A 15301-nucleotide genomic window follows, 5' to 3' on the forward strand; every position below is an offset into this window, starting at 1 on the left:
TTTCGGAGATTTTTTCCTGCTTTTCCAGTTTTCCCAAAAACAGCGGAAAAAACCAAAAAGCCCCCGCCCTGCAACACATACAGGACGGGGGCGCGGACAACATTTCACTATTTTAACTGCACATAGTATTGGGGCGGGCTGTTTTCCTTGCGTTCTCCCTTGATATAGAACATATCCAGCGAGTCCAGGAAAGGGGTCAGCTTGGTAAAGCCGTAATTCCGCACGTCAAAATCCGGGTAGCGCTTACCCAGGATATTGCCCACCTTGCCGATAAAGATCCAATCGTCCTCGTCGGAATTTTCCCGCACAATGGTGCGCAGCGCCCGGCGAATGGTATTCAAATCGGTTTTCAGTTCCTGAGAAGATTCCTTTTTCTGCTCAGGCTTTTCCTTGGATTTTTTGGAGGTCTTTTTGCTTTGCTGGGCGTTCTGGGGCTTGTGAACGTCTTCCGTCTCGTCGTCCTCGGCGGTGGCAAGGATATCCAGATATTTGAACTTATTGCAGGCGGAAATAAAGGAATTGGGGGTCTTGCTTTCGCCCATGCCGATCACCGTCATGCCGGATTCCCGCAGCCGGGCGGCAAGCCGGGTAAAATCGCTGTCGGAAGACACCAGGCAGAAGCCCTCCACCTGCCCGGAATAGAGAATATCCATGGCGTCGATGATCATGGCGGAGTCAGTGGAATTTTTTCCCGTGGTGTAGCTGTACTGCTGAATGGGGAGCACGGAATTGTCCAGCAACGCGCTTTTCCAGGAGACAAGGGCAGGGTTTGTCCAGTCCCCGTAAATGCGCTTGTAGGTGGCAATGCCGTCCTTGGAGATTTCGTCCAGAATGATCTTGATGTACCTGACGGACACGTTGTCCGCGTCGATCAGCACAGCGAACCGGGAATCGTTTGGCATAAGCATTTGTCCTTTCCGGGGCAGCCCCCATAGCGGTTTTTCGATTTATAAAAACCGGGAAGCCAGCCAAAAGGGCTGCCTTCCCGATATTGGTGGACCCGAAGGGGATCGACTAGGCGTTCTCACGCCTATTGGCTCGCCGTTCTGCCCTAAAACTGTCCCACCGGGACAGTTTCTTAACGGTCAGACCCTGTGCATGAAAAGCAAATGTCCCTTGTCCTTATAACCGTGAAAGATTGGTAGCGACTAAATCGGCGTTAAAAATCCGCACTTGTAAGGATTTAGCCGATAGAAGCGTGATCTTTCACGGAAAGGAGCAGCAGCCCGAAAAGCGAAGCTGCGGATTAAAAAAGCCGCAGCGAGCCGCAAGGGCTTGCTGCGACGCGGTGGTGGACCCGAAGGGGATCGAACCCTCGACCTCCAGATTGCGAACCTGGCGCTCTCCCAGTTGAGCTACGGGCCCATATGTGCTGCTTTTCTTCAAAACAGCACAATTATTTTAACACAGACCAGACGAGTTGTAAAGCCTTTTTATGATTTTTCCGACCGCAAATTTTCTTTCTGGCGAAATAAATCGATCTTCAGCCAGCGCCCGCGGTAGAGGCGGATCATAAAAACAATGCCGCGGGTACAGAGCTCGGCCGCCATGGCAAGCCACGCGCCGGGCAAGCCCAAAGGACCCACCAGCAGCAGGGAAAGCGCCACGCGCACGCCCCACATGGTGGCAAGGCTCAGCAGGAAGGGCACCTTGGAATCCCCGGCGCCCCGGAGCGCGCCGGACGCTACAATGGACGCGCCGAACAGCGGCTCGGCAAACGCCACGATGCGCAGCACCTGGATGCCCAGCTCGATCACCGCCGGCTCGGAGGAGAAAATCATAATGAGCTGGGGCGCGAAGAGATACAGCACCAGCCCGCCAAGGGTCATAATGCCAACGCCCAGCCAGGAGATCAGCCGGGCAAAGCGCATGGCAAGGTCTTTCCGTCCTGCGCCCACTGCCTGTCCCACCAATGTGGTGGCAGCGGCGGAAATGCCGTATGCCGGCATATAGCTGAGGGATTCCGCCGTCACCGCCAGATGGTTCGCCGCCACCGCCACCGTGCCGATCCCGGCAATCAGGGAGGTGATGATGATTTGCGCCAGGCTGGTCAGCGTGCGTTCCAGCGCCACGGGCAGACCCAGCCGCCAGACAGTGAGCAGGCAAAGCTTTTCAAAGGGGTACCGCCGCTTCATGGAAATGCGCACCGGGGAATTTTTGCGGAACAGCACCAACAGGAACAAAATGCACACCACGGTGGTGGAGGTGGCGGAGGCAAAAGCTGCGCCGCCCACGCCCCAGCCCGCACCCCACATGGTAAAGGACGCGCCGAACAGGGAGACCGTCCGGGTGGGATAGATAAAGAGAAAATTCAGGAACACGTTCAGCACATTGATGAGAATGTTCAGGATCATGGGCGTTTTGGTGTCGCCCGCGCAGCGCAAAATAGCGCTGAACATATTTGCCCCCAGGGTGCAGGGCATGGCGCACGCCATAATGCGGAAGTACAGGGAAGCGTCGTCGCGAATGCCCTCCTGGGCATTGAGAATGGCGGGCAGGGGAAAAGACAGCGCCACGCCGACAGCCCCCACCAGGACGCCGAAAATGCACACGAACCGCAGCGCCTGCCAGGTTACCCGCTGGGCGTCTTCCCTGCGTCCCGCGCCCAAGTGCTGGGCAACCTGCACGGAAAAGCCCACGGAGGACGCGCCGAACAAGCCGCCGAACAGCCAGGTGGTGCTTGCGGTCAAGCCCACGGCGGCAGTGGCGGCAGACCCCAGCGAGCCCACCATAGCAGTGTCAACATATTGCACCAGCGTGATCATGACCTGCTCTAAAATAGCGGGCCATGCCAGCACCAGAATTGCCGAGAGAGTGTCTTTTGTCCGGGGAGAGCCCTCCGCGCCCAGCAGAGAGGAGATACGGTCGCTCATACCTCAAAATCCACGCAGGCTCTGCCGTCCGGCTCCCGCAGTTCCTTGACAAAATTGCCGAACGCCACATGGAGGGGGTGCTTCTGATAAGCGTCCAGATCTTCCATGCTGCGGAATTTGGATACCAGCGCATAGTCATAATTGGAGGGCGCCGCGCCGGGGGCGCTCAGGTACACTTCCATTTCCACGATCTCCGGGATTTTCCCCCGCATGGCAAGCATACGCTCTTTCGCTTCCAGAAGATTTTCAGCTTTCGTTTTGCCATTCGCAGTTTCCTTAAATTTGAACAGGACAATATGCTGGATCATTTTCCTTTCCTCCCCAAAACACACTTATTTGAGTATACTGCTTTTCCAGCTTTTTTTCAAGCAGTGGAGAAAATTTCACATTTGGGGAAAACCGCTACTTTTGAAATGCGGAAGCGGGTTCACAATACCGCATAAACATAGCAGCGACTTCGGCTCTGGTGGAGTTGGCTTTCGGGACAAGAAGCCCGTTTCCCCTGCCGGAGATGATTTCCTGATCCACCGTCCAGGTCATGGCTTCCTTCGCCCAATCGGCAACCTCGCCGGTATCGGGGAACCGCAGGATCTCCGTGCCATTTTGAATGCCCCCTCTACCGCCGAGCTGGGCGTAGCGGTACAGGATCGCTGCCAGCTCCTGCCGGGTAATAGGATCGTCGGGAGCAAAACTCGTGGCGGATTTCCCCTTTACAATCCCCTGCTCCGCCGCCCAGCGGACAGCGTCGTAATAAAAGGCGCCGGGTTTCACGTCCGTAAAGGTCATGACAGCATGGCTCTTGGGTTTCTCCTCCAGGCGCCACAGGATCGTCACGATCATTCCTCTGGTAGTAGTCATATTCGGCGAAAAGGTATCTTCTCCCGTTCCTGCCATCAGACCATTTTCATACATGAATTTTACAGCGTCATAATACCAGGTTCCCTTGGCTACATCTGTAAAGGGCAGCTCTATGACTGGCTGGGGCGGGTCCGGCGGTGTCGGCGTGGGTGGCGTGGGAGTCCCCGGCTTTTCCACCTTCACCGTGCGGGTCGCTTCCGCAAGATTTCCCGCGCTGTCCGTGACACTATACTTCACCGTGTAGGTTCCCGCTTTTTCCATGTTCACCGCCGAAGCGTCGATTTCCAGCTTACTTTGTATCTCCGTATCTTGGTTATCTGTGACCTCCGCTCCCGGTTCCTCGTATACTTCTCCCAGTTTGAGGGTAACAGGGTTCGCTCCCAGCGGGGTAATAACAGGTGGCTCCTTATCGATCCAGTCTACCATGGCGGTTGCCGTACCTCTATTTCCAGCTTCATCTTCAAACTCGAAGATGAAGCTGCCATTTTCCGGGAAAGAATGGCTCAAGTTACCGCCGTTGTTCGTTACCGTCACTTCTTCCGAGGGGGTAATGGTGGCAGTCACGCCCTGATTCGTCAGCTTGTGGGGAGAATAGCTTACCGTTGCCGTGGGTGCTTCTTTATCGATCCAGGTGACAGTGGCGGCCACAGTGCCTTTTGTTCCCGCGACATTCTGAAGCTCAAATTCAAAGCTGCCGTTCTCGGTGAACACATGGGTATTGCTGCCACCATTATTGAGGATCGCAATGGTGGGGTCTACCATTAGTGTCGCCGTGACATTTTGGTTGGTAGGGTCGGTAATATCATAGCTTACGGTTCCTGTGGGCAGAGACTTATCGATATTGCTCACCGTGGCAGTAGCCGTGCCTTTGTTTCCAGCTTCGTCCTCAAATTCAAAGGTAAAGCTGCTGTTTTCGGTAAAGGTGTAGCTCAGGCTGCCGTTTTCCGTATTTGTCACCGTAACCGGCTCGGAGGGGGTGATGGTCGCTACCACATCTCCATTGGTGGGCGCAAGGGTAGAATAGCTTACAGTGGCAGTGGGGGCTATAGTATCCTGTACGATAACCTCCCGTTCCACTGTGGTTTTGTTGCCTGCGTGATCGGTAGCGGTATAGGTCACGGTATACGTTCCACACTTTGCCGTGTCTACCTGGGAAGAATCTATTTCCAGTTTACCCTCCAGTTTTCCTGCCTTGATATCCGGGTCTAAATTATCCGTTACCTCTGCGCCCAGCTCGGTATAGGTTTCTCCGCGTTCTATGATTTGTGGGGTAGAGCCTTTGAGCTCAATTTCCGGCGAGGTGTTGTCGATATATACGAATGGGGAGATTGCAGTTTTGTTATACTTCCCTCTATAGCGAAATGTGCCGGCTGGATAAATCCTTCTTGCAATCCCGTTCGGATATGGGTGAACGCCCAGTATCCCAAAGTGTACCAATGCATCACTCGGATTTGTTTTTATATCATAGCCCGCAAATGAATAAACGTATTGAATTTCCTGAACCTTTTCACCATGTTCGCTATAATATTCATTTTCACTATAAAACGATGTTTTACAATAGCTATGGATCGACTTTATATCTTCTACTGGTATCAGCAAATCACCCTGTCTGAATGTTATTGTTCCAATAGAGAAGTCGTGTACCATAACATTATCTGCTCTTCCTATTGCTTTCACAAAATCAAATTCAATTGTTGGTGGCGGTGATAAATCGGGATCACGAAATCCGGCCTTTATGACGGCCTTTTTCGGTGTGATGCTTTCCACCTCTAAATAGGCGCCTGTGTATGTGCCGTCATAAAAATCACTGTTGGGCGTTGTATCCGATGAAAACACATCTCCTTCCAACAGAATATCTTCTTCTCCACGAAAACGGTCGCGTTCAGACTTGGTAACCAGATTTAAGCGTTTTTTATGACGCTCATCAAGATTTCGATAGGGATAATATCCAGTGCCGTTTTGGTCAAGCATGATATCCACGTGCCAAATGATAACTCCGGGGGTTGTAGTAAAAGACATATTTTTATGTTTTGGATCATCTGGAAACCCAGTACGGTATTCTACAATAAAATATTCGCCATAGGGAAACAGTAACGGATCGGGACAGAAAACCACTGCCTGATTTTCCGAGACAAGCGGATCGTCAGAAAAGCCCTCGGCATACAGATCTATCTGTGATACAGGCTCGTTTGTTAAAATTCGAGGCTCTATCCACCCAAGCAGAATTTTATGAAAAGGGTTAAAATAAGGACAATCATTTGCCATCATTTCCGGTAGATCTTTGACGATTGCGTTAGAACTATCATCATTGTAAAGATCCGGCAAACCAAACAAATGACCTATTTCGTGAACGTCTGTATCAACATTTGATTTAATACTAGTATGAGAAAACCGATTTATAGCTTTCGAACCAAACGTTTTGTTCTTTCCGATAGACCAAATCTTAGGCCACCACTGACCAGAACTACTAGGTCGTAAATATTTAATCACCAATCCGTCTATGTACCCATCATTATCGCTATCATATTCAGAGGGATCAAATTCACCGTTTTCAATATAGCGGCGAAGCGCTTCCTGATATAACTTTTGTATACGCGTATCATCTTTTACAACTATTCCGGTGTCTTCTGAATAATAATCAGATGTTTCCGGTGCTACAACCAAAGGAAGAACCTGACCAGAAATATTCAGCTTACAGAAAGAAAATTTTTGATACAGACCTCTTACCGATTGCTCTGATATTTTCAGATCAGGATTATAATCGTCAAAAAAGCTATGATGCAATTTTTCCTCATCATAGTTCTCCTGATACTCAGGATAATCCGGGAAAGCTACCGGCAGTACCAAAAGTTTGACGTTTCCGGTAGAAGGCATACGTCCCTCCGAGTCTAACTGATTTGTAATTAGTGAAGTAGTTGGGTTAAAACTAGGAACATAGGGGGTGTCGTCCCCCGAAAAGGATGGTTTCTTTTCCTCTGATAACGTATCATTGAGTTTTTGCGGCATCGAATCTGTTGCACAGCAGACCATCGCTTCTTCTTGCTCTAAAAAACCCGCCTTAGATTCGGCAGCTTGCCCTTTTACCGTCGGAAATTTGGGGAAAATCAATATTGCAAGCATAAGCAACAACGAAATTATGCGTTTCATCAAGGATACCTCCTATGGGGAATCAGCAAGATGGAAGCAAAGCATAGAAGCCAGAATCTCCTATGCTTTGCTTTTTCTCAATCAATTAATCGATACTGCCATAGAGCGAAATCATTTCTTCCGTCACAGTGCCGTCTTCCAGCAGTAATGTTACTTTATACCGATATTCCACATAGCTCGGAATTTCTTCCACTGTTTTTGCCACTGGTTCTAAAACTCAAAACGTCATGGTGTTCATATCCAGCTCGCGGATACGGTGGAAGGACATATTGTTCCCGCCGTTGCCCTCGCCTTTGTTCAAATCCAGAGCCGTCCAGTTCTGGGTGAAGTCGTCCCGCCAGTCGTCAAAAATCTTCTTGTCTACCTTGGTGCCGGCAAGGGTATATGTCCCCTTTTCCTCCTCGCCGTAGGTGCCGGAGGATTCCAGAACTACCGTCTCATGATCGGAAAATTCGGTCTGCTCGTGGTTCCAGGGGATATAGGTGTAAGTATTGTGGAAGCGGTCCCCCTGTGGGCTGCGGGCTTCCAGCACCAGATAGGGAATGTTGTTTTCGTCCAGCGCGAGACCGAGACTGCCGCTGTTGCCGCCCACTTCCGCGTAAAGGATATCCTCCTTCAGCAGGGAATAGCTGTCGCGCAAAAAGCTCCACACGCAGTATTTCACCTGATAATCCTTTGTTTTATACAGCACCAGAAGCTCGCTGACGCCGTTCTTGTCAATGTCCGTCAGGCTGACGAGGGGCTCATAGTAACTGTCAGGGGCAAGGAAATCCGAGCGGCTTTCGACCTCGCTTAAAATCTCATCGACCATCTGGTTCTTGTCGCCGCCGGAGGAGCTGGGCTTGTTCGTGCCGCTGCCGGAAGCGGAGCCCACACTCACGCTGGAAAGGGAGCCGAAGGCGTCGTCCCCAAATTCCAGCCCGCTGTCGTCAACGCGGAGGGACATGAGGAAATCGGACAGCAGGTCGCTGGTCTGCTGGGCGTTTTCTTCCGTCGCCCGCAGCTCGGCGATCCAGTAGCTGCCGCCATGGGGGAAGAAGACCTTATAGCAGAAATGGTCCTGATCCGCGCCGTACCCGGTATAGTGGAACTGCATGCCGAGCTGTACAAAGGGATACCGACCGACGTCGTCCAGCCGGGTAAGCTCCGAGATGATCTGAAAATCACGGCAGTCCTTGTCCTTGCGGTAGGTGTTCACCGCTGTGTCCACAACCTTTGCGAAGTCGTCGCTGTCCGGGTTTGTTGAGACGGTGGAATATTTATCCGTATACATACTGACAGTGGACTGCCCCGTTTCGGTGGCATAGAATTTCACATAGTTTTTGAGGATCTCTTTTTCGTACCCCAGCTCCGGCTCCCGCCGCACCAGGTCGTCCCGCAGGATCACTTCCAGCTCGTCCGGGGCTTCCGAGGTGTAGAGCGTGTACCCCTCCGCCTGGTATGCCCCGGTGATCTCAAAGCTTTCCAGCATCTGCCGGACCTGCTCCCTGCGCAGGTCCTCCCCCGGCATTCCTTTTTCCACCATCCACAGGAAGGTGTAGCAGCCGAAATCCCCCTCGGTGTCAAAGAGATACAGGCAGCCGTCGTACTGCTTGCCGTTTTGCTCCAGCTCCCAGCCGAAGGAGTAGCAGTCCCTACCGTTGACCTTTTCCTCAGAGTTGTCCGTAAGGTAGACATTTTCCGCGCCCACCCAGCTGGCAAGCAGGGTGGGATCGGCAAAGAGCTGGTCGGCGAAATCCTCCGCGGAATAGATAAAGCAGTTCTTTGTGGTGACATAGGCGTATTCCGCCACTACCCGGCACTGGTCGCCCAGAGCGAACAGCACGTTGTTGGTGTTCGGCTCGCTGTAAGTAAAATCGGAGGGATAGTCCAGCGCAAAGCAGGTGGCGCTGTTTTCATACCGCTGGAAGTCCGTGGCAGGAGGAGCGGTGACGGAGGACGCGGGCGCGTCCGGCTCAATGGGGACAGCGCCTCCGCCACCCAGCAGCGTTGAGGCGAGGACGGCCGCAACGATCACGAACAGCGCTACCGCCCCCAAAACTACGGGGATCAGCCACTTGGGGCGCTGTTTGATGACCGGGGCATAGGGCGGTGCGGAAGCCTGGGCAGGGGGCACAGGGGCGGGGCGTGCCGGGGAAGGTGTCTGCGCCACCGGCGACGGCGGAACGGGCGCTGCTGTCGGTTGAACGGGTGTCGCTGCTGCCGTTGGCGGAACAGGCACTGCCGTTGGTTGAACAGGTGCTGCTGCCGGTTGAACGGGTGCCGCCGGCGATGGAACAGCATCGCCTTGCTGCGGAATCTGACAGCCGCACTTGTAGCAGAATTTCGCGTTGTCGGGCAGTTGAGCGCCGCATTTCATACAAAACATAAGTCATTTCTCCCAAAAATTCATTTTGCCGAAACAGTGCCACCAAAGATATACTTCAGGAAGCAGATGATTTTTCCTGTCTAAATCATACAGGATTTCCAGAGAAAGTTCAAGTTTTTCGGGAAAAAGTCTCACCAAATTTTTGTCGGCGGACACTTTTCTCAGCCGTCCGCCGCAGATCGGCTTTCAAAGAACGCTTTGTTGTAGAGATAGGCAGGGCTGTTTGGCTTGAACTCCCCTGCTTTTCGGTTGTATTCCTCCGCCCCTTTCAAATCGCCCAGGCGGTACAGGCATACACAAAGCTGCAGGCAGGGCAGGTACCCGTAGCAATCGGGAATGACAAAGCCGCCATCGGTATCCCTGCGGGTGCAGCTTAAAGCCTGCCTGTACCAATAGGCAGCCGTGGAAAAATCGGCGCGGTCAAAGAAGAAAGCGCCCAGATCGCAGCAAACCTCCGCCCGGGGCGGTCCAAACCGCAGGCTGCGAAGCAGCGCGGAGCAGGATTTTTCCGGCTCATTCAGCCGCTGGAAGCAGGCGGACAGGTCCCGGCAGGCTTCGATCTCATTTTCCACCCAGCCTTCCCCGGAATCCAGGAATTTTTCCAGCACCGCCACCGCTTCGGTATCTCTGCCGTGGGCGGTCAGCTCCCTGGCGTAATAAAACTGTTCCCTGGGCGCAAGCGTTCCCTTTTCCCGGAGCAGGCGCTGGAAAATGCGCAGGTTCCTGTCCGGGTCTCCCGGGTCTGTTTTTCGGTGGGACACCGCCGCTTCGCTGTAAACCACATTCCCCGCCGGAGAGATGGCTTCGTGGATCGCGCCCTGCCAGAAAAAGCCCGCGTCCCGCCGGATCAGCCGCTCCCGATAATAGGTAAAGCACGGGCTGCCGGTCTCGTCAAAGGCGGTGTGGTACCGCAGCATTACCATGTCCGTATCGGGAGAAAGGCTCTCCTTCAGGCGCCGGAACCTCTCCCGGTCCTCCGACTCCAGCACGTCGTCGGCATCCAGCCACATGCAGTATTGCATGGAGGCTTTGGAAAAGGAAAAATTCCGGGCGGCGGCAAAGTCGTCCTGCCAGGGGAAATCGGATACGTTTTCCGTGTAGCTGCGGGCGGTTTCTTTGGTTCTATCCGTGCTGCCGGTATCCACGATCACGATCTCGTCCACCAGCTCCCGGACGGAATCCAAACAGCGGGGCAGATTCTTTTCTTCATTTTTGACGATCATACATAAACTGACTGTGACCATAATGCTCCCCTCTTTCAATAGATAAGTACGGCGCGGTTTTTAGACCGCGCTCAACCCCCCAATAAAACCGCTGGCAAAGAATACGGAGGGGAAGAGAGTTGTGAGAGAGAACCGTCAGGGGCGCTGGTCTCCGGCGGAGACCGTTCAGCGTTGACCGAGCCGGAGGTAAGACTTCTCTTTCACTTTTCAATCAGAACATATGGGGAAATCAGAGATTTCCCCATATGTTTGAGCGGGACGAAAATTTTTTCGCCCCGCTCGGCGCGGTCTAACAGACCGCGCCTTTCTACTTCCGCCTGTTTGGTTAAGCGATTACGAGAGAAACATCGTCAAGGTCCAAACTCTGCCCGCCGTTTGCCGTTACCCTGAACTGCACCCGCAGGGTGACGGCGTCGCTGGGCGCTGCCACGGAAACGCCCCGGTAGTAGGCATAATTTCGGTTGTCTGTGGGAATATCCTGCTGCCGCACCGTGATGGTAAGACCGGGCGTGGCTTCGTTCTCCTCGTTGTAGAAGGTGAGGGTAGCGGTCAACCCCACCTGCGCCCCTTCTCCCCGGGCAAAGAAGGAAAGCCCGTAGAAGCAGCCGCCTGTAATGGCGATATCCTGCGTGAGGATCGCGCCGTTCTCCAAATTGACGGCGGAGCTTCCCGAATGCACGCGACCCTGCTGGGCGACCTTGGAGGTCAGGGAGGCGTTGTTTGCCGTCCACCCGGTAGGCACGCTGCCTGTAAAGGCTTCCATGCCGCCGTTGCCTGCCAGTTCCCCTCGGGAGCGGCAGGGACAGTCGCAAACACCCGTGGCGCCTGTAGCTCCTGTAGCTCCTGTAGCGCCAGTCACGCCTGTGGCGCCGGTGACACCTGTAGCGCCGGTCACGCCTGTAGCGCCCGTGACACCCGTGGCGCCCGTGACACCCGTGGCGCCCGTGACACCAGTCACGCCGGTAGGACCAGTCGCGCCGGTAGGACCAGTCGCGCCTGTGGGTCCCTTCGGACCCGGAACAGGGCAAAATTGAGGGCAGGGGCAGGGAGGACAGCAGTTGTCCTGGTGGTCGTCACAGCACCCTTCCCCTCGATAGATCTTCATAAATAAAAAATCTCCCTCCGTTCTATTTTGAAAATTGTGAGAGGGTTCTCACAATCCAGAATATGCGGACAGGCTGGAAAAGTGAAACCTCCAGCCGGAAACCCGGCTGGAGGTTGACATAATTTTGAAATTCTGTGTTTTTATTGGAACTGGGAATTGTAAAGCCCGGCGTAAAACCCGTTTTTCGCCATCAGCGTTTTGTGGTCGCCCTGCTCCACAATGTCGCCGTCACGTACCACCAGAATGTTGTCGGCGTTCTGAATAGTGGACAGGCGGTGGGCGATGACAAAGCAGGTCTTCCCCTGCATCAGCTCCCGCATGGCGGTTTGGATACGCATTTCCGTGCGGGTGTCCACATTGGAGGTGGCTTCGTCCAGGATCAGCATTTTCGCGTCCAGCAGCATGGCGCGGGCAATGGTCAGAAGCTGCTTCTGCCCCTGGGAAATGTTCATGCCGTTTTCGTCCAGCACCGTGTCGTAGCCCTGGGGGAGCCCCATGATGTACCGATGGATATGGGCGGCTTTCGCGGCGGCTTCCACGTCCTCCCGGCGGGCGTCCTTCTTTCCGTAGGCAAGGTTTTCAAAAATCGTCCCGGTAAACAGCCAGGTGTCCTGCAGCACCATGGCATAGGACAGCCGCAGGCTTTTTCTGGTGAGCTGCCGGATATTTCTGCCGTCTAAAGAAATCACGCCGGAATCCGGGTCGTAGAACCGCATCAGCAGGTTTATCAGGGTGGTTTTGCCCGCCCCGGTAGGACCTACAATGGCGATCAAGCCCCCCGGCGGGGCGTGAAGGCTCAAATCGTGAATGATGGTTTTTTCCGGGGTATAGCCGAATTTCACGTGCTCCATGGCAACGTCCCCGGTCACGTTGGAAACCGATTCCGCGCCCGGCTCGTCGGCAGGCTCCGGCTCCTCGTCAATCAGCCGGAAGACCCGCTCGGCGGCGGCGCAGGCGGACTGCAGCTCGCTGACGATATTGGCGATCTCATTGATGGGACCGGAAAACTTCCGGGAGTATAGCACAAAGGAGGACAGGCTGCCGATGGTAATGCGCTCCCACAAAAACAGGATCGCCCCCAGAATGCTGACAAACGCCAGGGACAGGTTGTTGATCAGGTTCACGGAGGGTCCCATCATGCTGCCGTAATAATCGGCGTTATAGTAGGCATTTACCGCTTCCTTGTTGTGGGTATCGAACCGGGAGATCATCACTTCCTCCCGGTGGTACGCCTTGGTGGTCTTCTGCCCGGAAATGATCTCCTCCACAAAGCCGTTCAGCTCGCCCAGCATGACGGAACGCTTGTGGAACAGGGGGCGCACCCGCCTGGTCATGTACCGGGTAAAGAGAATGGACATGGGAATGGTCACGGCGAACACCAGCACCAGCAGCGGGGAAATGGCGATCATCATGATGAGCGAGCCCAGCACGGTGATGGCGCTGGCGGCGATCTGCAGCAGGTCGTTGGAAAGGGAAGCGTTCACCGTGTCGATGTCATAGGAAATACGGCTGACGATATCCCCGGTCTGGTGGCGGTCAAAATACCCCACCGGCAGCTCCGTCAGGCGGTCGAACACCTCCTTGCGCATACGGTAGACGATCTTCTGGCTCAAATGGATCATCAAAATGGAAAGCACATAGGACAGGGCGGCGGACAGGGCGTAAAACCCGATCATCAAGCCGCAGAACAGGAAGACGGTGGGGAAATCCGCCTCTCCGGGCGCTATGCCGATGGCGTCTATCGCCTGCCCGGAAAGATAGGGCCCCAGCAGCGCCAGCAGATTGCTGGCAACCGTGAGCAGCACCGCCCCCAGCGCCATCCATTTATGGGCGTAAATATAGTTCCAAAGGCGCAGCAGCACCTTTTTCCTGTCTTTTGGCTTTTCGGTGGCTCCGCTGGGTCCGCGGCGCCCTCCGGGTCCACGTGGCGGCATTTACATCTCCTCCTTTGCCATCTGGATTTTGGCGATCTCCTGATAGACGCCGCAGGTCTCCAGCAGTTCCTCATGGGTGCCGTAGCCCAGGGCTCTGCCCTCCTCCAGCACCAGAATGTGGTCGGCGTGGAGAATGGAGCTGACCCGCTGGGCGATGATGACGGAGGTCACGCCGCTGTATTCCTCCCGCAGGGCTTTCCGCAGGGCGGCGTCCGTTTTGTAGTCCAGCGCGGAGGAGGAATCGTCCAGAATGAGGATCTCCGGCGTCCCCGCTAAAGCGCGGGCAACCAGAAGCCGCTGCTTCTGCCCGCCGCTGAGATTGGTGCCCTTGGCGGTGAGCATATGCTGGAAGCCGTCCGGCAGGGCGGAAATAAATTCCATCGCCTGGGCGCAGCGGGCAGCTTTTTCGATCTGTTCCTTCGGCAGCTTCCTGCCAAAGTCGATATTTTCATAGATGGTGTCGGCAAACAGCACGTCGTTTTGGAAGGTCACGCCGAACTTGGTGTGCAGCTCCTCCGGCGGAATGGCGAAAACAGGGACGCCGCCAATGGAAATCACCCCCGAATCCGGGTCGTACAGCCGCATGAGCAGGGCGGCAAGGGTGGACTTTCCGCTGCCCGTGGCGCCGATCACGCCCAGGGTCTCCCCGGGCTTCAGGGCAAAGCTGATATCCTCTATGCTGGGCTCCTTCTTCCCATAGGAAAAGGTCACATGCTTGAACTCAACATGGTAGGGCGTTTCCTCCCGCCGGGCAGGGGACACGCTCAGGTCCTCCGGGGTGTCCATCACCTCGGAAATGCGGTTGCCGGAAGCCACGCCCCGAGAGCCCATGACGAACAGCCTGCTGAAGCTCATGGTGGCGTTCAAAATAATGGTAAAATAGGTGAGGAAGGCAATGATCCTGCCCGGCTGGGTCAGCCCGGCGTTCACCCGGAACGCCCCCGCCAGGATCACGGCGGTCAGCCCGGCGTTCAGGAACAGGTTCACCAGCGGGTTGCTCAGCGCCATGGTAAGCCCGGCTTTCTTTTCCTGCTCCACCACCTGCCCGTTGACCCCGGCAAAGCGCTCCTGCTCATATTCCGTTTTGGACAGCGCCTTGATGACCCGAATGCCGGAAATGTTTTCCCGCACCGTGCGCACCATGGCGTCCGATTTTCTTTGCAGCTCCTGGTACAGGGGAATGCCCTTTTTCGAGACATAGACCATCACCGCCGCCGTAAAGGGCAGGGTGCACAGCATGACCAGCGTCAGGGCGGGGTCCAGGGTCAGGGTGACCAGGATACCGCCGATCATCAAAATCGGCGCCCGCACCCCCATGCGCTGGAACATTCCGATCATCTGGTGGACGTGATAGGTGTCGCTGGTCAGGCGGGATTCCAGGGAAGGAATGGAATACGCGTCCACCTGGGCGCAGGACAGGCTGGAAATTTTCACGAACAGGTCGTGGCGTATCTCCTCAGTGGTGTGCTGGGCGACCCACGCCGCCATGCGGTTCGCCATAATGTTGGTGACCCATGCCAGAATGGCAGCCAGCACCATGCCGCCGCCCCACAGGGCGATCAGCCCCATGTCCTTCAGCGGCACCACCTCGTCAATGATCTTCGACAGCATCCACGGCAGCAGCAGGTCCATTACCGTGCCGAAGAATTTGATCGCCAGCCCCAGCCCCATTCTGGGAATGAATGGCTTCAAATAGCGCAGGATCATTTTCATTTTTCCCAAATTCCTCCCTTTGCGAGGGCGCCCCTCTCTATTCGCGTACCCATAGTGGATTTTTCAAGAGCTTTTCCGAC

At 54.9% G+C, this 15301-nt stretch carries 9 protein-coding genes, 1 tRNA gene and 1 pseudogene; all 11 read right to left on the minus strand.

Translation table 11 applies throughout. From position 1 onward, the window contains the following. Positions 1-107 precede the first annotated feature (107 nt). The 11 genes and pseudogenes from AB8996_RS02185 to AB8996_RS02235 all read right to left on the minus strand — a co-directional run bounded on the left by AB8996_RS02185 (position 108) and on the right by AB8996_RS02235 (position 15221). Entirely contained in the window at positions 108-902 is a 795-nt protein-coding gene (locus AB8996_RS02185) for an NYN domain-containing protein (protein WP_369297338.1), read from the minus strand. Positions 903-1289: 387 nt separating this feature from the next. Next, positions 1290-1365: transfer RNA gene (locus AB8996_RS02190), tRNA-Ala, on the minus strand. A 68-nt stretch (positions 1366-1433) separates the two neighbouring features. After that, positions 1434-2873 carry an MATE family efflux transporter gene (locus AB8996_RS02195; RefSeq protein WP_369297339.1) on the minus strand — a complete coding sequence of 480 codons (1440 nt, stop codon included), beginning with the start codon at positions 2871-2873 and terminating at the stop codon, positions 1434-1436. Beyond that, positions 2870-3181: a Dabb family protein gene (locus AB8996_RS02200; protein ID WP_369297340.1), complete on the minus strand. Its 312-nt coding sequence runs from the start codon at positions 3179-3181 to the stop codon at positions 2870-2872. Before AB8996_RS02200 ends, AB8996_RS02195 begins: the two co-directional genes overlap by 4 nt. 94 nt (positions 3182-3275) lie before the next feature. Then, positions 3276-6878: an immunoglobulin-like domain-containing protein gene (locus tag AB8996_RS02205; RefSeq protein ID WP_369297341.1), complete on the minus strand. Its 3603-nt coding sequence runs from the start codon at positions 6876-6878 to the stop codon at positions 3276-3278. 217 nt (positions 6879-7095) lie between these two features. Next, complete coding sequence (locus AB8996_RS02210) at positions 7096-9030, minus strand: hypothetical protein (protein ID WP_369297360.1); 1935 nt, start codon at positions 9028-9030, stop codon at positions 7096-7098. 153 nt (positions 9031-9183) lie between these two features. Next, positions 9184-9246, minus strand: a pseudogene (locus tag AB8996_RS02215) (zinc-ribbon domain-containing protein); the annotation flags it as partial. A 161-nt stretch (positions 9247-9407) separates the two neighbouring features. After that, a complete protein-coding gene (locus AB8996_RS02220; protein ID WP_369297342.1) occupies positions 9408-10469 on the minus strand; it encodes a glycosyltransferase in 1062 nt (353 codons plus the stop codon). Between the two features lie 325 nt (positions 10470-10794). Beyond that, on the minus strand, positions 10795-11574 hold the full coding sequence (locus AB8996_RS02225; RefSeq protein WP_369297343.1) for a hypothetical protein: 780 nt from the start codon (positions 11572-11574) through the stop codon (positions 10795-10797). Between the two features lie 140 nt (positions 11575-11714). Then, a complete protein-coding gene (locus AB8996_RS02230; RefSeq protein WP_369297344.1) occupies positions 11715-13508 on the minus strand; it encodes an ABC transporter ATP-binding protein in 1794 nt (597 codons plus the stop codon). Further along, a complete protein-coding gene (locus tag AB8996_RS02235) occupies positions 13509-15221 on the minus strand; it encodes an ABC transporter ATP-binding protein (RefSeq protein ID WP_369297345.1) in 1713 nt (570 codons plus the stop codon). Between the last annotated feature and the right edge of the window lie 80 nt (positions 15222-15301).

It is taken from the genome of uncultured Neglectibacter sp., assembly GCA_937958185.1.
Taxonomy (GTDB): Bacteria; Bacillota; Clostridia; order Oscillospirales; family Acutalibacteraceae; genus Acutalibacter.